At 36.6% G+C, this 20,837-nt stretch carries 13 protein-coding genes; 12 read left to right on the top strand and 1 reads right to left on the bottom strand.

The genetic code is table 11. The annotated features are described in order from the left end of the window. The first annotated feature begins 3 nt into the window (after positions 1-3). From IGL07_RS08320 to sprE, 10 genes are all read left to right on the top strand, one after another. Positions 4-984 (top strand): DUF916 and DUF3324 domain-containing protein, encoded by a 981-nt coding sequence (locus IGL07_RS08320; RefSeq protein ID WP_025189550.1) that lies wholly within the window; start codon positions 4-6, stop codon positions 982-984. 208 nt (positions 985-1,192) lie between these two features. Continuing rightward, on the top strand, positions 1,193-2,209 hold the full coding sequence (gene adhP, locus IGL07_RS08315; protein WP_010817394.1) for an alcohol dehydrogenase AdhP: 1,017 nt from the start codon (positions 1,193-1,195) through the stop codon (positions 2,207-2,209). A gap of 47 nt (positions 2,210-2,256) precedes the next feature. Beyond that, positions 2,257-2,652 carry a hypothetical protein gene (locus IGL07_RS08310; protein ID WP_002361986.1) on the top strand — a complete coding sequence of 132 codons (396 nt, stop codon included), beginning with the start codon at positions 2,257-2,259 and terminating at the stop codon, positions 2,650-2,652. Positions 2,653-3,155: 503 nt separating this feature from the next. After that, positions 3,156-8,783 carry a TIM-barrel domain-containing protein gene (locus IGL07_RS08305; protein WP_025189548.1) on the top strand — a complete coding sequence of 1,876 codons (5,628 nt, stop codon included), beginning with the start codon at positions 3,156-3,158 and terminating at the stop codon, positions 8,781-8,783. An 81-nt stretch (positions 8,784-8,864) separates the two neighbouring features. Continuing rightward, the gene (locus tag IGL07_RS08300; RefSeq protein WP_010817392.1) at positions 8,865-10,841 is read left to right on the top strand and encodes an amidase domain-containing protein; all 1,977 of its coding nucleotides are present in this window, start codon (positions 8,865-8,867) and stop codon (positions 10,839-10,841) included. 418 nt (positions 10,842-11,259) lie between these two features. Then, the gene (fsrA, locus tag IGL07_RS08295; RefSeq protein WP_073340375.1) at positions 11,260-11,991 is read left to right on the top strand and encodes a response regulator transcription factor FsrA; all 732 of its coding nucleotides are present in this window, start codon (positions 11,260-11,262) and stop codon (positions 11,989-11,991) included. An 88-nt stretch (positions 11,992-12,079) separates the two neighbouring features. Then, complete coding sequence (gene fsrB / locus IGL07_RS08290; protein WP_010817391.1) at positions 12,080-12,808, top strand: quorum-sensing system protein FsrB; 729 nt, start codon at positions 12,080-12,082, stop codon at positions 12,806-12,808. After that, a complete protein-coding gene (gene fsrC / locus IGL07_RS08285) occupies positions 12,805-14,148 on the top strand; it encodes a sensor histidine kinase FsrC (protein ID WP_010817390.1) in 1,344 nt (447 codons plus the stop codon). Before fsrB ends, fsrC begins: the two co-directional genes overlap by 4 nt. A 237-nt stretch (positions 14,149-14,385) precedes the next feature. Further along, positions 14,386-15,915 (top strand): gelatinase GelE, encoded by a 1,530-nt coding sequence (gelE, locus tag IGL07_RS08280; protein WP_010817389.1) that lies wholly within the window; start codon positions 14,386-14,388, stop codon positions 15,913-15,915. 48 nt (positions 15,916-15,963) lie between these two features. Beyond that, entirely contained in the window at positions 15,964-16,818 is an 855-nt protein-coding gene (sprE, locus tag IGL07_RS08275; protein ID WP_002379530.1) for a serine proteinase SprE, read from the top strand. A gap of 147 nt (positions 16,819-16,965) precedes the next feature. Here the strand turns inward: sprE and IGL07_RS08270 are convergent, their stop codons facing one another. Next, complete coding sequence (locus IGL07_RS08270; protein ID WP_010817388.1) at positions 16,966-17,796, bottom strand: MBL fold metallo-hydrolase; 831 nt, start codon at positions 17,794-17,796, stop codon at positions 16,966-16,968. 391 nt (positions 17,797-18,187) lie between these two features. Here IGL07_RS08270 and IGL07_RS08265 point away from each other — a divergent pair, with 391 nt between their 5' ends. Beyond that, on the top strand, positions 18,188-19,042 hold the full coding sequence (locus IGL07_RS08265; RefSeq protein ID WP_002408854.1) for a LysR family transcriptional regulator: 855 nt from the start codon (positions 18,188-18,190) through the stop codon (positions 19,040-19,042). A gap of 381 nt (positions 19,043-19,423) precedes the next feature. Continuing rightward, complete coding sequence (locus IGL07_RS08260; RefSeq protein ID WP_010817387.1) at positions 19,424-20,812, top strand: MFS transporter; 1,389 nt, start codon at positions 19,424-19,426, stop codon at positions 20,810-20,812. Positions 20,813-20,837 lie beyond the last annotated feature (25 nt).

Below are 20,837 nucleotides of genomic sequence, written 5' to 3'. Positions count from 1 at the left end.
GCGATGCGTGCCTGGGCAGATCCGTCTAATACCAATAGTTCAGCAACAATTGACAATGCGAATGCGTATACAGTCACACCCGTTTTCGGAGCAACTCAAAATAACAAAACCAGTAATTTTTTTGATATGACATTAACTCCGAAACAAAAAGATACATTCAAATTAACGATAACCAATACTACGCCGAACCCTCAAAAATTTAAAGTTCAGGTAAATACAGCAACAACAAATAGTAATGGGATAGTTGACTATACAAAAAGTAGCTTTGAAAAAGATCCATCGATGAGTTTGGTACTTAGTGATTTGATTAGTCCCAATAGGAAGGACATTAGTGTTCCTGGTAAACAATCACAAACGATTGATTTTCAAATAACGATGCCAGAAAAGTTATTCTCAGGAATTTTATTAGGTGGAGTGACGATTCGACCTGTAGAGATAGCTGGGGACCAAAGCAAGGGTGGGATTCAAAATGTTTATATGCATACGATTGCTATTCGGGTGAATGAAACAGCAGAGACCATACCTGCAAAATTGGAAAGTGGTTCTGTTAAAATTGGGCAAATTAACCGCCACAATACTGTTTCGATGGAAATTAAAAATCCACAGCGGAAGTTATTGTCAAAAGTCGAAGGAGATTTTTTTGTTAAAGAAAAAGGAACAAACAAAACGATCATTCACGAAAAGAAAAATAATCTGAGTTTTGCACCAAACACAAGGTTTGACCTACCTATTTTACTGAAAGATTCGTTTAAACCTGGAGACTATACCTATACCATTAAGTTGAAAAACCATGAGGGGAGCTGGACGTTCTCAAAAGATTTCACGATAAACAAGAAGCAAGCTGATCAGTATAATAAGCGTTCTGTTGATCATAAAGCCAAAAACCTTCACTGGCTTAAGTACCTCATGGCCTTTTTAATTCTAGTTATTTTAGGTACCGTCTGCTATATCTTGGGAAAAAAGAAGGGAAAAATGAGGTTGTAAAACCTGCCTTTAAAATAGTTGACAATTATGCAGAAAAAATCATGCTAGTATGAATTATCTATGAGATAAGGGAAGAATAGCTATCTAGCAAGGATAAACTGTCAAATTAGCGTTAATTTACGCAAGTCATTGGTGTTCCTTATTTTGGAAAGTAGTATTATACTATTATTGTTCAATGATTCACAATAGAAACAAGGAGGAAAGAACCATGTATAAAGCAATTGTCGCAGCAAAAGGAAAAACAACAAAAATTGTTGAAAAAGAATCGCGTCCATTGAAAGATAATGAAGCGCGGTTGAAAATGGAAGTCTGTGGTGTCTGTCATACGGATTTACACGTTAAGAATGCAGATTTTGGCGATGTTAGTGGTTGTACCTTAGGTCACGAAGGAATTGGGATTGTGACGGAGGTTGGAAAAGACGTTACTAGTTTAAAGATTGGTGATCGTGCATCTGTTGCATGGTTTTATGAAGGCTGCGGGCATTGCGAATATTGTACTTCTGGTCGAGAAACGCTTTGTCGTTCAGTAAAAAATGCTGGATATACAGTTGATGGTGCCATGGCCGAAGAATGCATCGTCACAGACGGTTATGCAGTGAAAGTGCCAGAAAATTTAGCATCAGAGCCAGCTTCCTCTATTACTTGTGCAGGGGTAACAACCTACAAAGCGATAAAAGAATCTGGGATTCGTCCAGGTCAATGGCTAATGATTTCAGGATTAGGTGGGCTAGGTAATCTAGCTTTACAATATGCCAAGCATGTCTTTAATGCCAAAGTAGTAGCTGTTGATGTGAATGATAATCAGTTAGCTTTTGCGAAAGAAATGGGTGCTGATCTTTTAATTAATCCAGTTAAAGATCCTGATTTTGCTGCACAACTTCAAAAAGAAATTGGTGGTGTCCATGCAGCAGTAGTCACTGCGGTAGCTAAATCAGCATTTAATGGCGCAGTCGATGCAGTCCGTGCGGGAGGAACGGTTGTCGCCGTTGGATTGCCTGTTGAGACAATGGATTTATCTATTCCACGTCTTGTTCTTGATGGCATTCACGTAGTCGGATCGTTAGTTGGAACCCGTCAAGATTTAAGCGAAGCTTTCCAATTCGGTGCAGAAGGAAAAGTTGTTCCTGTTTGTCAAACACGCCAACCAGAAGAAATTAATGCTATTTTTGAAGAAATGGAACAAGGAAAAATTCGCGGGCGAATGGTCATTGATTTTCGCAGTTAATTCAGTTTTTTAGCGATTCGTTGATTTAATCTGAAAACCATGAAAGGGTGGATGGAATGTTTGCGAATCTTACTCTCCGTGAGAGACGACTGCTTAAGCAAGCACAAGTGGGAGCCACAATTAGCTTTATTCTTTTGTTTGTACCAATTCTGACAATCAGTCTTTTGCATACCAGTGATTTATTAGCAAAATGGCTAGGTATAGTTGGGGTAATTATGGTTTTACCATTGTTGTATTTTGCGTGGCAGATTTTAAAGATAGCCTATAAAGATCAAAAAGATAATCCAACGCCTCCTTTGTGGGTTCCGAAAGTTTATGGGATTGGGCTTTCGATCAATCCCTATCACCGGTTTGGAAAGTTAATTTTTATATTGCTAGCGGTACTGATAGTTGGCATCATCATTAGTTTGCTTTTCACACCAGCAAGTCAAATCAATCACTAAAAAACGAGTAATCAACACCCTCTTGCTGAGCAGGAGGGTGTTGATTGTTTTTAAATAGACTAAATTTGAGCAACAGGTATTAGATTTTTGAAAAAAGTCTTTCTTTTTCTGATGTAGATATTTTCGCAATAAAATCATCATTATAAGTGAATTAACAGGTTTATCAAGGGTTAATACTTGTTAATGGTGGCTGCTATAATTAACCGTTGACAAACACAAAAAAACCATCATACGATAATTATGTTATTAAAAAAGTGAAAAATTGGTAGTCAATAAATGAAAACGCATTCATAAGGAAATTGTGATTCTGTACTAAAATTTTTATATAAGATGAAAATGGATTGTTTTCATTTAATAATTTATTGAAAGGATGTGTTTATGAAGGTTTACTGAAACTGACTTTCTAACAGTCTCAGTAAACTAAGAAAATCGTTATGACTTTTCATCTGGATAAAACTTTGTTGGGTTTTGGATTTTGTGAGTAATTGTGTCGGAACTATTCTATGGGGAGCAATTTTAAGGAGGAAAAAATGAACAAAGAGTATCAGGGTAAAAAAATTTACGGTAAAAAGCACTGGTTGACATTTTTATTAGTGAGTTCGTCTGTATTGGCGTTCCATTCGTTTGTTACGATGGATTCTCAAGTGGTTGATGCGCAAGAGCAAACAGCAAAAGAAGACGTAGCTGATTCAGCAACGTCAGTCGGAGCAATTGTGTCGATTGAAAAAGCGGAGAAAAACTTTGTCATTACGTATGCTTCTGGCAAAAAAGCACAAATTAGTATTTTAAACGACCATCTTTTTCGCTATCATCTAGATCCAACTGGTAAATTTGAAGAATATCCAACGCCAAATGATCCAAAGCATGTTGCGAAAATTACGGCTAAAACAATGGCCGACTATGGCACACAAGCCTTTGAGCAAACGAACGTCACAGATTCAGGAAACCAATTTATTCTAGAAAATAATGGTTTAAAAATTATATTCGAAAAAGAAAGCGCTTTAATGAAGGTTCTAGACAAGAAAAAGAATCAAGTCATTTTAGAAGAAACCGCTCCGCTATCCTTTAAAAATGATAAAGCTACACAAACGTTAAAACAAAGTAGTCAAGAAAATTATTTTGGCGGAGGAACTCAAAATGGTCGATTTACGCATAAAGGAACAGCTATCCAGATTGTCAATACGAACAATTGGGTAGATGGCGGAGTAGCATCGCCTAACCCATTTTATTGGTCAACTGCAGGGTATGGCGTTGTTCGAAATACATGGAAACCTGGCAACTATGATTTTGGAAGTCATGATCCACAAACAACCACAACAACGCACGAAGGAACAGATTTTGATGCCTTTTATTTCTTTAATGATTCCTCAGCAGGTATTTTAAAAGATTACTATGAATTAACCGGGAAACCAGCTTTGATGCCAGAATACGGGTTCTATGAAGCACATTTAAACGCGTATAATCGGGACTATTGGGTGAAAGTAGCAGAAGGAACCGCGGGAGCAGTTAAGTTTGAAGATGGTAATTTTTACAAAGAATACCAACCAGGCGATTTAGGAAACTTAAATGGCACGTTAGAATCTTTAAATGGAGAAAAAGAGAATTATCAATTTTCTGCACGTGCAGTCATTGATCGGTATAAGAAAAACGATATGCCATTAGGGTGGTTCTTGCCAAATGACGGCTACGGTGCTGGCTATGGCCAAACAGATTCATTGGACGGCGATGTACAAAACTTAAAAGAATTTACTGATTATGCTCAAGCCAATGGTGTTGAAGTGGGGCTCTGGACCCAATCTAATCTCCATCCAGCGGATCCTAAAAATCCTAAAAAAGGAGAACGGGATATTGCGAAAGAAGTTAGTGTCGCTGGTGTTAAAGCTCTCAAAACTGACGTGGCGTGGGTTGGGTATGGGTATTCCTTTGGCTTAAATGGTGTAGAAGATGCTGCGAATGTTTTTGTAAAAGAAACAGATGGCGCAGTTCGTCCGATGATTGTCTCATTAGATGGTTGGGCCGGAACCCAACGGCACGCTGGGATCTGGACAGGCGATCAAACTGGTGGTCAATGGGAATATATTCGCTTCCATATCCCAACATATATCGGGACTTCGTTGTCTGGCCAACCAAATGTTGGTTCAGATATGGATGGAATTTTTGGTGGAAAAAATAAAGAGGTCAATATACGTGATTTCCAATGGAAAACTTTTACACCAGTACAGCTAAATATGGACGGCTGGGGCTCCAATCCGAAAACGCCATTTGCTTTTGATCAAGAAGCCACAGATTTGAACCGAGCGTATCTAAAATTAAAATCAATGATGATGCCTTATAACTACAGTATTGCCAAGGAATCAGTTGATGGACTACCAATGGTACGGGCCATGGCTTTAGAATTTCCTAATGAAGGAACAGCATATACAAAAGATTCTCAATACCAATATATGTGGGGACCCAATTTACTCGTTGCCCCAATTTATAATGGCAATCAAGATGAGGCAGGAAATTCAATCCGTGATGGAATCTATTTACCAGATGAAAAACAAGTCTGGGTTGACTTATTTACAGGCGAAAAATATCAAGGTGGCCGTGTCTTAAATGGAGTAAAAACACCGCTGTGGAAGGTGCCCGTTTTCGTCAAAGATGGCAGTATTATCCCAATGACGAATCCAAACAACAATCCAAAGGAAATCCAACGGGATCAACGATCTTTCTTGATTTATCCAAATGGCGCCACTTCTTTTAATATGTATGAAGATGACGGAATTTCAACTAGTTATGAAGCGGGGCAATCAGCTACGACTAAAATAAATAGTCAAGGCCCTAAATCAAACGAAAAAGGGGATCTGACCGTTACTATCGAACCGACAAAAGGAAGTTACAAAGGCTTTGTTGATGAACGAAGCACCACGCTTGATTTGCTAGCTTCAGAAGCACCCGAAAGCGTAACAGCAATGGTGGGGGGAACAGAAGTAACCTTGAAACAAGCAGCTAATAAGGAAGAATTTTCAGCTGGCACAAATCTATATTATTTTGATAAAGAATTCCAAGTGAATCAGTATCTTTCTGAAGCTTCAGGAGAAAAACTGAACCAATCAGCGTTATCAGTAAAACTAGTGAAACAATCTGTGACCGCCAAAGATGTTCAAATAACTGTCAAAGGTTTCATTAATAAAGGAACGGTTGACGGAGGAAATACAACGGTCGATGATCAGTTAACTATTCCGGCAAATGTCGCAATCAATGAAGAAAAAACAACGCCATCTTCTTTGACTCTTCAATGGGATCAAGTAACTGAGGCAACAAGTTATGAAGTAGAGCGTGACGGGACTGTTTTCGGAAATATTCAAACGAATACAGCAACATTTGATGGATTTTCCTTCCTAAGCGAACATACTTTTCGAGTTCGAGCTGTTGGAAAAAACGGGGTCTCTGAATGGAGTGAACCGATTAAAGGAAAAACACAAGATGATCCCTATAAAGAAACAATTAATCAAGTCAAAGCAACAAGTAATTTACCAGAACAACCAGGCGCAGAATTGAAGAAATTAACAGATAAAGATTTGAGTACAGGTTGGCATACGAACTGGTCAACCGGCATCGCTAATCCAAGTGATGGAAATTTCTTGACTTTAAAATTTGATCTTGGTGCGGAGTATCAAATGGATAAAATTGAATACTTGCCAAGAGACAATGCCGGCAACGGAAATATTTTGCAACTCCAGTATCGGACGTCGAAAGATGGAGCTAATTGGACAGAGTTTTCAGAACCTATTAACTGGAAGCAAGATGCTTTGACAAAAACCATTGAAACGAAGGACCAAGCGTATCGTTTTGTTGAAATGAAGGTATTAAAATCGGTGGGTAATTTTGGCTCTGGTCGTGAGATGCTCTTTTACAAACAACCAGGAACAGAAGGAATCTTACATGGAGACATTACTAACGATGGAACGATTGATGAAAATGATGCAATGAGTTATCGAAACTATACAGGCTTAGAATCGGTGGACAGTGACTTTAATGGCTATGTTGAAAAAGGCGATTTAAATAAAAATGGGGTAATTGATGCTTATGATATCAGTTATGTTTTACGACAATTAGATGGTGGGATTGAGATACCTGATGTCGAAGAAATTGCGGGCGGTTTATCCCTTGCTGTGGTTAATGAAAATGGCAAGGATACCTATCTTCCTGGCGATACATTAACCTTTACACTTAAAGGTCAAGACTTAAAAAACATTAATGCGTTAAGCACAAAAATGTCCTTTGATTCTAGCAAATTTGAACTTGTCGGTCAGCCTGCAACCACGAATAATACAAAACAAATGGAAAATTATTCTAAATATCGGAAACATTCAAATGATGTGGAGAATCTATATTTAGTTCTTAGTAATCAAGGAAATAAACAATTGTTAAATGGTTCAATGGACTTAGTTACCTTTAAAGTTAAAGTAAAAGAAACAACTCGCGTAAAACGTGCGACAACTGTTGAGCAGCCATTACAATTTGATATGAGTCAAGGCTTATTAGTAGGCCAAGGATTCCAACAAGCCACACTTTCAGATTTTTCTGTAACGGTGAAACCAACAGAGCTAGTAGATAAAGAGTTATTACAAGCGCTAATTACGCTAAATCAAGCACGTGTCGAAAAAGAATATACGCCTGAAACTTGGGCAATTTTTAAACCAGTCTTAGATGAGGCAGTAGTTGTTCTAGCCAATGAACAAGCCACACAGACAGACGTTTCTGCTGCTGTGGAAAATCTAGAAAAGGCTGTAGAACAGTTGGAAAAAATGCCTAATGTAGCGAATAAAGCTGATTTAGAAAAAGCAATTCAAGAGGGGCTGGCGAAAAAACCAAGTGATGGGCAAGAATTCACCGAAGAAACTAAAAAAGTTCTCGAAGAGTCATTAGCAGCAGCTCAAAAAGTATTTGCTCAAGAAAAAGTTACCCAAGAAGAAATAGACCAAGCGACTAAAACATTGCGTGAAGCAATTGCACAATTAAAAGAACAACCCGTCGCCGTTAATAAGGAAGCTTTAAAAGAACGAATCGCTCAAGCCCAAGGAAAAAAGCCGGAAGAAGGATACCAATTTACAAAAGAAACAGAAAAACAATTGCAAGAAGCAATTCAAGCGGCTGAAGCAATCGTAGCGAAAGAAACGGCGACAAAAGAAGAAGTCTCAGAGGCTCTAAACGCATTGGAAACTGCAATGGCTCAATTAAAAGAAGTACCCCTTGTAAATAAAGACCAATTACAAGAAGTTGTCAAACGAGCGCAGCAAGTCACTCCAAGTGAAGGGCACCAATTTACTGCCTCCTCGTTACAAGATTTACAAAAAGCGCTTTTAGCAGCTAAAAACACATTGGAAAACCCAGCAGCTAATCAAAAAATGATTGATGAAGCGGTTGCTGAATTAACTAGCGCCATCGATGGGTTACAAGAAGAAACATTAGTTACAGATAAAAAAGCCTTAGAGGCAATGATAGCCAAAGCAAAAGCAATCAAACCATCTGCCGGAAAAGAATTTACCAGCGAGTCTAAAGCGCGCTTAACTGAAGCAATTGACCAAGCGGAAGGCATTTTAGCTGATAAAAATGCTCGGCAAGAACAAATTGATACTGCTGAAAAAAATGTAAAAACTGCTTTGGATAGTTTAGAGGAACAAGTCCTTCAAACGGATAAAACAAAGTTGAAAGAACTGCTTCAAAAAGCAGAAACCTTGAAACCTAAAGCAGGAAAACAATTTACAAAAGCATCGCAAGAAGCTTTAGCTGAAGCAATTAAACAAGCAAAAGCACTTGTTGAGGACCCAAATGCGACGCAAGAAGCTGTGGACAAATGTTTAAGTATTTTAGCACAAGCCATTGAAGCAATGGCAGAAGAGCCAATCAGTAGCAACTCTACAGGCAACAATGGAAATCATGGCACGGTTAGCGGGACTGGTGGTGTAACCAGCACAGGAAAGGGCACAGCAACAGGTGGAACGACAACGAAAACCAACACTTCTGGCACTTTGCCAAAAGCAAATGAAGTTGTTTCGCCAATCTGGTCAATCAGTGGTTTTCTATTGATAGTAAGTATTGGTTTAGGAAAATTATTCTTCAAAAATAAAAAAGACCAAAATTAGCGTATCATTAACTTACAAGGCGCATTTGTACAAAAACAGTGTGCAAATGCGCAAGTAAGTAATAGGAGAGGATTTTTACGAATGAAAAGAAAGAAAATCAAGAATCAACTACTTGTTTTAACAAGTATTCTCGTTCTTCTGAGTTTGGAAGTCGCTCCAGTTGTTACGTTGGCTGCAGAATTACCAAGTAGCTCGCTACAAACAGCTCTGTCCTCGGAAACGACAATTACTTCGGAAGAAAAAGTAATTGAAACAACCAAAACAACCGAAACAACCGAAACAACTGTTGCTACATCGACAACGTCCACTAGTAGTTCGTCATCTGAATCAAGTAGTTCTACCGATACGACTACCGAATCAACGAGTCATTCAACGACAGAAACGACAACCACAAATACTAGTTCTGAAACAAAAAAAGAACCTACAGAGCCAACGGTATCATCAGAAATCACGCAGCCTGTTGAACAATCGCAACCACCACAAGTTCCTGTGACCAAGCAAGAACCTGAAGAACCTATTCAAGTTCCTGAAGCCACCAATAACGTTGTTGAAGAAAATCAGGCTGTATCGTTAAATCCGTCCCTCAAAGTAGATGAAATAGCTTCTTCAAATTTAAAAGGCTACGAACTTCCACTGTTGTCGTCTTTTGGCGAACAGAAACGGGCAGTTGTGGTGGCTGAAGCATTAAGACACGTTGGGAAAACAAAAAAAGAATTTAACTTGACGGAGCAAGCATTAACCAGTAGTTTCCTTGCCCAAAAAATTTACCAACAATTATTTAAAATAGACATTGGCAGTACGCCGCAAGAACAAATGACATTTGGTAAAGTTCGTTCTATAGAGGAGGCAGAACCTGGTGATCTGATTTTTTGGCAAACAGCTGAAGGAAAAACGCTTCAAAATGGTGTTTATCTTGGCCAAGGAAAATATTTAATTGCCGCAGCGGAATCGGATTCTAAAGAGAAACCAGAAGTAATCGCTCAGTTAGAGAATATCTATACTGCCAAACAACAACCAGACTCAAAAGAGGAAAAACGCTTGGTAGTGACTAATCCTTTTAAGGAGTTCACATTAACGGAGTATGGCAAAGAAGTTTTAGCAACATATGGTGCGTCATTTGAAATGCAGAAGTTAGAACAAACCACAGCGTTTATTAAAAAAATTGGTGAGACAGCCAGAGAACTTGGCGAAAAATATGATGTTTTTGCATCAGTGATGATAGCTCAAGCTATTTTAGAAAGTGGCTCTGGTGAAAGTCAACTAGCCCAAGAACCTTATTATAATCTCTTTGGCGTGAAAGGTTCGTTCCAAGGAAATAGTGTTAGCTTTTCAACAAAAGAGGCTGATCAGAGGGGCCAACTTTATACAATTTCCGCTGGGTTTCGCGATTACGGTGGCTATAATGACTCACTGCAAGATTATGTTCAATTACTCCGACAAGGGATTGACGGAAATCAAGATTTTTATAAACCAGCGTGGCGTTCGGAAGCCAAAAACTACCTTCAAGCAACGCGTTTTTTAACAGGTAAATATGCAACAGACAAGCAATACGATAATAAATTAAATTCGTTAATTGCGGTTTATAACTTAACCCAATTTGATTTACCAAAAACAGTGGACGGTTTGATTATCCAATCTAAAAATGAGCTGTCGGAAGCGGAACAGCAACAAATGCATTTTCCAGTCTATGATGGGATCAATTATAATCGAAGTGGTAGCTATCCCGTGGGCCAGTGTACGTGGTATGTCTATAATCGTTTCAAACAGTTGGGCACTTCTGTGGATGAATTTATGGGAAATGGCAGTGACTGGGGAAGAAAAGGACGTGCATTAGGCTATCAAGTTAGTTCATTGCCTAAAGCTGGTCGTGCGATTAGTTTCCAACCAGGAGTTGCTGGCGCAGATAATCAATATGGACATGTTGCTTTTGTTGAAGCGGTCACTTCTGATGGAATCATTATTTCTGAAAGCAATGTCATCAATGATCAAACGATTTCGTATCGTGTCTTACCTAATGTAATTGCTTATAGTAGTGGCGTGACCTACATTGGCGCTTAATCGACTCATTCAACAGGAAGAACTGTGGATGTTTAAGTAAAAAATTAGCACAATGATCCATGTGTGAACTAACAAATTAAAATAACCAGAATCGACCAATGAATTGATTTTGTCATGTATAAAATGACAAGAACAGTTTGGCGGTTGATTCTTTGTTTTTCATCAACGAAGAGACAATCGTCCTCATGATTCGTTAGCAAAAGATGAATAGTCCAAAGTACTCTTTCTTGATACTTTGTTATTTTATGTTTTTGTTTGCAGGAAACTACTGAAATCGCTATACTAAATTTATGTGAATATACTAACAGACAATCAATTTTTTATCTCTTTTATTGGTGTATAAATTGATTGAACATTATAATCATTTGTCTTTTGTTGTGTAATTTTATATCTTCTTGAGAAAGGGATGAGTGAACAAATGGCTATTTATATATTAGAAGACCAAATTATTCAAGCAAAAGCGTTAGAAGCATTGGTAACAAATATCCTACATTCAAGAAATATTTATAATGAAACAATCCATTTATTTTCACGTTCAGATGAATTATTACAAGTGGCACACCAGGACGCCCAACTAAATATCTTTTTCCTAGATATTCAAATGAACAATCATATCCAGGCAGGATTTGAGGTTGCTAAAGAAATCAGAAAAACAGACAGTGAAAGTCTGATTGTATTTATTTCTACTCACACAGAATTAGTTTTAACTTCCTACAAATATATGGTTTCAGCTCTTCAATTTATTCAAAAGAACGTGGATTTTCTAGATTTCCAAAAAGAGGTTGAAACATGTGTCGATGCATATATTCAACAAAAAGAAAATATAAAGACAAAAAGTGAATATATTATCATTAACTTAAAAGCGTCTTCTATAAAAATGGATATTAATGATATTTATTTCTTTCAAACGGAATACGATCATCGTGTGTCAATGGTTGGAAAAAATTTTAAAAGAGAATTTTATGGAACGTTATCAAAAATTGAACAACTGCATCCAGATTTGATTAGAGTCCATCAATCAATCATCATTAATAAAAAATATGCGTCAAAATTAAATTATAAAACGCATCTTTTAACTATGAGAGACGGAACGGAAGTACCAGTCTCAAGAAGATATTATACTCAGGTCAAGGCACTATTTCTTACTTAGGGAGGGATAATGACTAATTAAGGAATTATCTATCTATTAGTCGCTATATTCGTTATAATTTAGTGCAATACTTGAAGAGGAGGGCGATATGCTAATCGATTGGATTCTAAAAAATATTATGGATATGGATCAGGAAGATCAATCAGGAAAAACACAATGGACAAAGTATTATCTAACCGTTTATTTTTCTGGCTTATTTAATTTTCTGATGATTCTGATTTTATCAGTTTTATTTGGGACGTTAAGCGAAACCTTTATTGTATACGTCGTACTGATTTTTTTACGGCCTGTCGCAGGTGGCTGGCATGCAAAAACTAAATGGCTCTGTCGTCTAGAAAGCATTGTTATCTATGTCGCCATACCATTTGTATTGAAAAATTCTTCTGTGAGCTTACCGTTTATTTATAAAATTCTATTGATTTGCCTCTTAGTTGTATTATTTTATTGGTATGCGCCACAAGGAACAGCAATCGAACCTGTTCAGCCATCTGATTTAAACGTGCTCAAAAAGCAAAGCCTTATAAGGGTGTGTTTACTTATTTTATGTAGTTTGTTTGTCAAAGAAAAGGTTGCTTCAGTAATAATCTACAGTCTAGTCATCCAAGGTCTGATGATACTCCCTGTAACAAAAAATTTAATTGAAGGAAGTGTTTTTATGAAATTTGGTAAAAAAATAATTAAAAATGTTATTGAAAAAAGAGTTGCAAAAGTCAGTGATGGTGTGGGAACTAAGCCTAGATTAAATCAAAATTCGCCCAATATATTTGGACAATGGATGGGACAAACTGAAAAACCTAAAAAGAATATTGAAAAATGATTTTGTCGTTATTAGCTACTAACGTTTTGCTGGCATCTAGCTTTATCGTTTTTGTCTTTTTACGAGTAACATTGATCAAGATTGAATGTAAAATACCGTTACTTTCATTGCTTATTGTCATTAATCTTTGTTCGTTTGCGGCATTAATGTTGGGCTACTCTTGGTTGATTTATGCGCTGACAGTCGTTATTTTTACAGGATTTTTACTCATTCACAAAAAGAGGTTCTCAATTTTTAAAGCGATATTTTTATCCGCTTTTACATTGCTTATGGTTTCGTTTATCAATTACACGGAGCAAACGATTTTAAGTGTTTTTTTTCAACAGATTTATCAAAATAAATTATTATGGATTGCCTCAAATGTTATTCTGTTGCTTATAAATATCTGGATTGCTTTAAAAATTCCCAATAGTGTTTTTTTAAGATTAAATCGTGTGTTAGAAAATAGCCGAATTTTTTTTGGTTGTTTACTTTTATTGTTGATTCTGTTGTTACTTTTTGTGTTTTTGATTTCGCCAGAGATTTCACCTGACTTTATGCGAGGATTTGTCACGGTAAATAGTTCTAAATTGGAGTTATTAATAAGTGTAGGTTTATTTTTAATTCTGATTGGCTTAGTCATTGAAGCTTATTTGGAAGAACAACGTATCAACACTCAATTATTGAATAATTTAACGATTTATACTGAAAAAATAGAATCCATTAACGAAGAGCTAGCGATGTTTCGTCATGATTATAAAAATTTATTGTATAGTTTACAAATTGCTATTTCATACGAAGATATTCTAGAAATCAAAAGAATTTATGAAGAAACGATTGCACCAACCAAAAAAATTATTGATAATGAAGAATTTGAACTTATGAAGTTAAATCGTTTGAAAAATATGGAACTTAAGGCACTCATAAGTATGAAAATTAATACCGCAAAGCAAGCAAAACTAAAAGTGATTGTTGATGTGCCAGAAGTATTTATTCTTGATACATCAATCGACTTAGTGATTGTGATTCGTTTGTTGGCTATTCTATTAGATAACGCGATTGAAAACAGTGCAAAATCAGAATTGAAAATGTTCGCTATCTCAATTTTCAATAAAAATGAAACACAAGAGTTTGTGATAACAAATAGTGTCCAAGCCGAATTTGATTTTAGGGTTATGAAGAAAACCAAATTTAGTTCTAAAAGTAACCCTGAAGAGCATGGTTGGGGGTTGTTATACGTAAAAGAAATTGTTGATTTTTCAGATCAATTTGATTTGCAAACGTCCTTCAATGAAGGAGCGGTCACTCAACATTTAATTATTGAAAAAAATCATAACAGTAAAAAAGTTGTTAACGAATGAATTTGTTAACAACTTTTTTGCTATGGTATTGAGTTATGAGGGGCAATACAGGGAAAAATGTCGGCTGATTAAGGAATTTAGATAGTGCCGGTTAGGTAGTTGTCTATAATGAAAATAGCAACAAATATTTACGCAGGGAAAGGGGCGGTCGTTTAACGGGAAAGATTAGGGAAGATAAAGCAATACTTTTGTTGGGAAAAGAAATAAAAGGAAACTGGGGAAGGAGTTAATCGTTTAATGAAGGGAAATAAAATTTTATACATTTTAGGTACAGGCATCTTTGTTGGAAGTTCATGTCTATTTTCTTCACTTTTTGTAGCAGCAGAAGAACAAGTTTATTCAGAAAGTGAAGTTTCAACAGTTTTATCGAAGTTGGAAAAGGAGGCAATTTCTGAGGCAGCTGCTGAACAATATACGGTTGTAGATCGAAAAGAAGATGCGTGGGGGATGAAGCATCTTAAGTTAGAAAAGCAAACGGAAGGCGTTACTGTTGATTCAGATAATGTGATTATTCATTTAGATAAAAATGGTGCAGTAACAAGTGTTACAGGAAATCCAGTTGATCAAGTAGTGAAAATTCAATCGGTTGATGCAATCGGTGAAGAAGGAGTTAAAAAAATTATTGCTTCTGATAATCCGGAAAATAAAGATCTTGTCTTTTTAGCTATTGACAAACGTGTAAATAATGAAGGGCAATTATTTTATAAAGTCAGAGTAACTTCTTCACCAACTGGTGACCCTGTATCATTGGTTTATAAAGTGAACGCTACAGATGGAACAATTATGGAAAAACAAGATTTAACGGAACATGTCGGTAGCGAAGTAACGTTAAAAAACTCTTTTCAAGTAGCGTTTAATGTACCAGTTGAAAAAAGCAATACGGGAATTGCTTTACACGGAACGGATAACACAGGGGTTTACCATGCAGTAGTTGATGGTAAACATAATTATTCTATTATTCAAGCGCCATCACTAGCGACATTAAATCAGAATGCTGTTGACGCCTATACGCATGGAAAATTTGTGAAAACATATTATGAAGATCATTTCCAACGACACAGTATTGATGATCGAGGGATGCCCATCTTGTCAGTTGTTGATGAACAACATCCAGATGCTTATGACAATGCTTTTTGGGATGGAAAAGCAATGCGTTATGGTGAAACAAGTACACCAACAGGAAAAACGTATGCTTCCTCTTTAGATGTAGTTGGTCATGAAATGACACATGGTGTGACGGAACATACTGCCGGTTTAGAATATTTAGGACAATCAGGTGCGTTGAATGAATCTTATTCTGATTTGATGGGTTATATTATTTCGGGTGCATCTAATCCAGAAATTGGTGCGGATACTCAGAGTGTTGACCGAAAAACAGGTATTCGAAATTTACAAACGCCAAGTAAACACGGACAACCAGAAACCATGGCTCAATACGACGATCGAGCACGGTATAAAGGAACGCCTTATTATGATCAAGGCGGTGTTCATTATAATAGTGGAATTATTAATCGGATTGGTTACACCATTATCCAGAACTTAGGCATTGAAAAAGCACAGACTATTTTCTACAGCTCGTTAGTAAATTACTTAACACCTAAAGCACAATTCAGTGATGCTCGTGATGCGATGCTTGCTGCTGCAAAAGTTCAATATGGCGATGAAGCAGCTTCAGTGGTATCAGCAGCCTTTAACTCTGCTGGAATCGGAGCTAAAGAGGACATTCAGGTAAACCAACCAAGTGAATCTGTTCTGGTCAATGAATGAAAAAAATTCCCCAATTAAATAAAAATGGATAAGGAGTGGCATAATCTTATGAAAAAGTTCTCCATACGAAAAATTAGTGCTGGTTTTTTGTTTCTGATTTTAGTAACTTTGATCGCCGGTTTTAGCTTGTCTGCAAATGCAGAAGAGTATATCGTTCCTGCCGAAAGTCATTCACGACAAAAAAGATCGTTACTGGACCCTGAGGACAGAAGACAAGAAGTGGCAGATACAACCGAAGCGCCTTTTGCGTCAATCGGAAGAATCATTTCCCCTGCCAGTAAACCAGGCTATATTTCTTTAGGAACAGGCTTTGTTGTTGGAACCAATACAATTGTCACCAATAATCATGTGGCTGAAAGTTTTAAGAATGCCAAAGTATTAAATCCGAATGCCAAAGATGATGCTTGGTTTTATCCAGGTCGAGATGGCAGTGCGACACCATTTGGCAAATTCAAAGTGATTGATGTAGCTTTTTCCCCGAATGCGGATATTGCGGTAGTGACTGTCGGCAAACAAAACGATCGTCCAGATGGCCCAGAGTTGGGAGAAATTTTAACGCCATTTGTTTTGAAAAAGTTTGAATCTTCAGATACCCATGTCACAATATCAGGCTATCCAGGTGAGAAAAACCACACACAATGGTCTCATGAAAATGATTTGTTTACATCTAACTTTACAGACTTAGAAAATCCATTACTATTTTATGATATCGATACAACCGGTGGTCAATCTGGTTCACCAATCTATAATGATCAGTTTGAAGTAGTTGGTGTTCATTCCAATGGTGGCATTAAGCAAACAGGAAATCATGGTCAAAGACTAAATGAAGTGAATTATAACTTTATTGTTAATCGAGTGAATGAAGAAGAAAATAAACGTTTATCCGCTGTGCCAGCAGCGTAAAGAACCATAAAAATACTCGGAATTTCCAGAATCACGGGAAATCTCGAGTATTTTTGTTTTTTTAGATAGTGTAAGTTACGATAAAAGTACCTTGTAATTATCGGTTAAAAGCATATAATAGTGCTGAAAAGAAGGCAAATAATCCGATTAAGTTAGTATTTCTAAACCATCATAACTCGTAATGATTTCATGCTTTTGAGATAAAGCCGCCATCTCCGCATAAGACAAGCCGCCATTGTGAGAAAAATGGTTGGCAACGTAAATCGTTTTATCTGTGACGAGTTTTCTTTCTTTTAATTCTGCAATTAATTTTAAATTTTCTTCCCAATTCATATGACTATTGCCAGTTTCGTTTGTTTGACTAGTACAATCTAAAGAAACAATACTAAGAAGTAAGTGGCTCTTTTCAAGATATTCAAACATTTCTGACGTAAAGTAACCTGTATCATGGGTGGATAAAAAAGCATCTTTACCATCGTTTATAACGAAAATAAAACAATCTTCACTGAAATTTCCATGTTGTGCAGGAAGGGGATAAATCGTATAGTTCGCAATAGTAAAACATTTGTAGGGCTGAATAACCTGATACTGTAATCGGGTATCGTCTTGACGACCTTCTAAATCAAAGGCGCGCTGATAAAACGTCTTAACTGCTTCATTTCCGTAAACAGTTAAACGATTGGGAATATCTAATGCATAACCAGACATTCGATAAGCCAAATCCTCGCCGTAAAAATGATCGGAATGCCAATGAGAGATTAGTAAAGAGTCAAAGTCTGCAAAACACAAGTCGTACTGCAACAGGTGTAAATAAGAATCCCCTGGAAAATCAATCAGCAGGACATCATCAATAATTAATTGAGTTTGTGTACGAATTTCTCGTCCTTTTTTCTCTCGAGCGTACTTACATAATTTACAATTACAAAAAATTCCTGGAATCCGTTCTGCTGCACCCGTACCTAAATAGTTGATTTTCATTGGGAGTACCTAACCTTTCTTTGACATTCTTCATGCTTAGTAGATAACGCTGAACCTTAAAGTAAATGGGCATGGAAACTGAAACATTTGTTGTGTCCATCTTACCTTTTTTAGAGAAGAATTGAAATGGAATTTCTTAAGTAAATATGCGTAAAATAGAAAAAGCTAGACGCCTTTTTTGATAAGCTGAATTTGTTGTGAATGTTCATGCTATTTCCGAAAAAAAGTTTTACCAAAGGCACTTTCATATTCATCTACTATTAGTTATAGAAAAATAACAAGATGGACATAGCTTATTAGAGCAAAAATAACTACGCTATTGATAAAGAGTGAGGCGTGTTTTGAACAGGTTGCGTGGGCAAATGAATTTGAATAAAAGGGATGACAAAAGATGACTATTGAAAAATTAGAATATTTTTATACCATTGCAAAATATAATAGTATTTCCAAAGCAGCCTCTGAACTCCATGTTAGTAAATCAACCTTAAGTGCGTCATTAAAAGATTTGGAAAGTGAATTGGGCCATTTACTTTTTGACCGTAACGGGAATTCTTTGACGTTAAATTCCTATGGTGATAAAATCGTCCAATCTGTATATATCATTTTAAACGAGGCTAAGAAAATGAAACTTAATTTGCATGAAATGATTGAGAATCCAGTGATGCGTTTAGGTTTTGGAAATACGTCCTTGATGTATAAAGTGACAGAAAATGAGGATCAACTGAATCGTTTTTGGGAATGTTACCATGGTTCATCGTTTGAGTTATTGAATAAATTGGAGAATCATGAGTTGGATTTTGTGATTACTTCTGCAGATGTGAATAGTCCAGTTTTAAAGAAAGAACAATTAATTGAACTAAAAATGTATCTTTGTGTTTCAAGAGAAATTAAACAAGAAATTGAGGAAGAAGGCTTCATCTGTTTGACCAACTATCCATTTCTATTTTTGCCTCATCACTTAGATCATTTAGAAGCTACCAAGAGTGTGCTAGAAATGTTGCAATTAACAAGTCCGCTTGTTTGTTGCTACGATACGTTGATGCTTACTCGTCTCATTGAAAAAAGTAAAGGAGTTTATGCGGTAATCTCTCTTCGGAAAGAACAACTGCAGGAAATTGATTCTAAACTCTTCTTTTTACCGATTGAACGAAAACAAAAATTTTATTTATATCGAAATGTTTCCAGTTCGGTTTTTGTCCAACCTGGTCAAATCAAGGCAACTTTACAAAAGTTGCTAGAGACTTAGCCATTAAAATTACTTTGGAATAGTTACCAAAAATAGCTTTATTCGCTTAGATTTACTTCTGCTGCGGATAAGGCTATTTTTGTAGTTCATTGTTTAAAAGAGATGCTCTATTATGGGTCTGTTCGATATTTCTGAACGGAATGTTCAATTATTTAATAACTTAAGAATCGATAAATCGTATCTATTACGGTTCAATTTAAAGGGGTTCTGGTGTATAGTTTGGCTATCTAAAGATTTATTTTTTTAAGTATAAAATAACTAAATGGCAAGGAATATAAAGAACTGTTGATACGTGAGTACTTGCGATAACCGTGTCGTTAGAAGTTTAAGTGTCATTGTTGCTTTTCCTGTTTTATGTAGTTGCTAGAAAGGACTGTTTTTATGATCGATAGAAAAAAAGTTATTTTGTATACTTGTTGCATGAGTTTGTTTGTAGTGACCATGGATGTTACGGTTGTCAATGTGGCGTTACCATCCATTCAAAGTGATTTTCACACGAGTCTGTCTACATTACAGTGGGTAACAGATGGGTACACTTTAATGGTAGCATCCTTATTATTGTTATCTGGGTCTACAGCGGATCGAATTGGCCGTAAACGAGTCCTTCAATTGGGCTTAGCCTGTTTTGGTTTAGCGTCTTTCCTATGTGGGATTTCGCAAACCCCAGGGCAATTGATTGCGTTTCGCATGCTGCAAGGGATTGGTGGTTCTATGTTAAATCCGGTAGCAATGTCTATTATTACACAGGTATTTACCGAAAAGTTAGAACGTGCGAAAGCAATTGGCTTGTGGGGCTCTGTTACAGGGATTTCCTTAGGCATGGGCCCGATTATTGGCGGACTAATTGTTTCTTATTTTAGCTGGCGGTATGTCTTTTTTGTAAATGTACCGATCATTGCAGCGGCAATCATCCTTACACAAAAATTTGTACCTGAGTCAAAAGTAGAGAAGACGGCGAAAAATGATTTTGTTGGTCAAGCATTGATGATTCTTTTTCTATTTAGTTCTATCTATTCCATTATCGGACTACCTAGAAAAGGGCTTTTCGCGCCAGATATTTTAAGTACTGGGATAATCGGCTGCTTAGCCATTGTTATTTTCTTTATTTATGAATATAACATTGACAATCCGTTAATCAACCCGCGTTTCTTTTTATCTATTCCATTTACATCGGCTTCTTTTTTAGCTATTTTTGGCTTTATCATATATAACGGCTATTTATTTTTAAACACGCTATATTTGCAAGAGATGAGAGGCTTCAGCCCGTTGGAAGCTGGCTTATCAACCATTCCTTTGGCTTTTGTTAGTTTTCTTGTTGCCCCGAGAGCCGGCGAAATGGTAGGGAGAATAGGGACGAAACGTCCTATTATGCTTTGTGGTATTTCAATGTTGGCTGTTAGCTTTTTACAATTATTTGTAACTAAAACAACGCCTATGATTATTTTATTTGTTATTTATATCTTTTTAGGCATTGGGTTTGGGATGTTAAATTCGCCGATTACCATTACAGCGATTGAAGGAATGCCACTTTCTCAGTCAGGAACGGCAGCAGCCATTGCGGTGACATGTAAGCAAATTGGCAATTCTTTAGGGGTTGCGCTACCAAGTCTTTTAATTACAAAGCCTATTACTAGTTCGCTTACTCGAACACCTTTTACAAACGTATGGCTTTTATTTGGATGTTGCGCCATTGCGATTATCTTTTTAAGTTATTTATCCAATTCTCCGCTAGCGAAAAAGTCATTGCGCAGAGTTAGGTTTTATTTTTAACAAATCAAGATTTTTTTGAAGGGAA

This window comes from Enterococcus sp. DIV1368f (genome assembly GCF_051712245.1).
Lineage (GTDB): Bacteria > Bacillota > Bacilli > Lactobacillales > Enterococcaceae > Enterococcus > Enterococcus faecalis.
The sequence above is the reverse complement of the archived record's forward strand: the minus strand, read 5'-3'. Positions and strand labels throughout refer to the sequence as shown.

Bases quoted from the DNA above. Each gene is read 5' to 3' on its own strand.
- IGL07_RS08270 (WP_010817388.1), bottom strand. From the start codon at position 17,796: ATGAAAATCAACTATTTAGGTACGGGTGCAGCAGAACGGATTCCAGGA.
- IGL07_RS08300 (WP_010817392.1), top strand. From the start codon at position 8,865: ATGAAAAGAAAGAAAATCAAGAATCAACTACTTGTTTTAACAAGTATT.
- fsrC (WP_010817390.1), top strand. From the start codon at position 12,805: ATGATTTTGTCGTTATTAGCTACTAACGTTTTGCTGGCATCTAGCTTT.
- fsrA (WP_073340375.1), top strand. From the start codon at position 11,260: ATGGCTATTTATATATTAGAAGACCAAATTATTCAAGCAAAAGCGTTA.
- IGL07_RS08265 (WP_002408854.1), top strand. From the start codon at position 18,188: ATGACTATTGAAAAATTAGAATATTTTTATACCATTGCAAAATATAAT.
- sprE (WP_002379530.1), top strand. From the start codon at position 15,964: ATGAAAAAGTTCTCCATACGAAAAATTAGTGCTGGTTTTTTGTTTCTG.
- IGL07_RS08305 (WP_025189548.1), top strand. From the start codon at position 3,156: ATGGGGAGCAATTTTAAGGAGGAAAAAATGAACAAAGAGTATCAGGGT.
- fsrB (WP_010817391.1), top strand. From the start codon at position 12,080: ATGCTAATCGATTGGATTCTAAAAAATATTATGGATATGGATCAGGAA.
- adhP (WP_010817394.1), top strand. From the start codon at position 1,193: ATGTATAAAGCAATTGTCGCAGCAAAAGGAAAAACAACAAAAATTGTT.
- IGL07_RS08260 (WP_010817387.1), top strand. From the start codon at position 19,424: ATGATCGATAGAAAAAAAGTTATTTTGTATACTTGTTGCATGAGTTTG.
- gelE (WP_010817389.1), top strand. From the start codon at position 14,386: ATGAAGGGAAATAAAATTTTATACATTTTAGGTACAGGCATCTTTGTT.
- IGL07_RS08320 (WP_025189550.1), top strand. From the start codon at position 4: ATGCGTGCCTGGGCAGATCCGTCTAATACCAATAGTTCAGCAACAATT.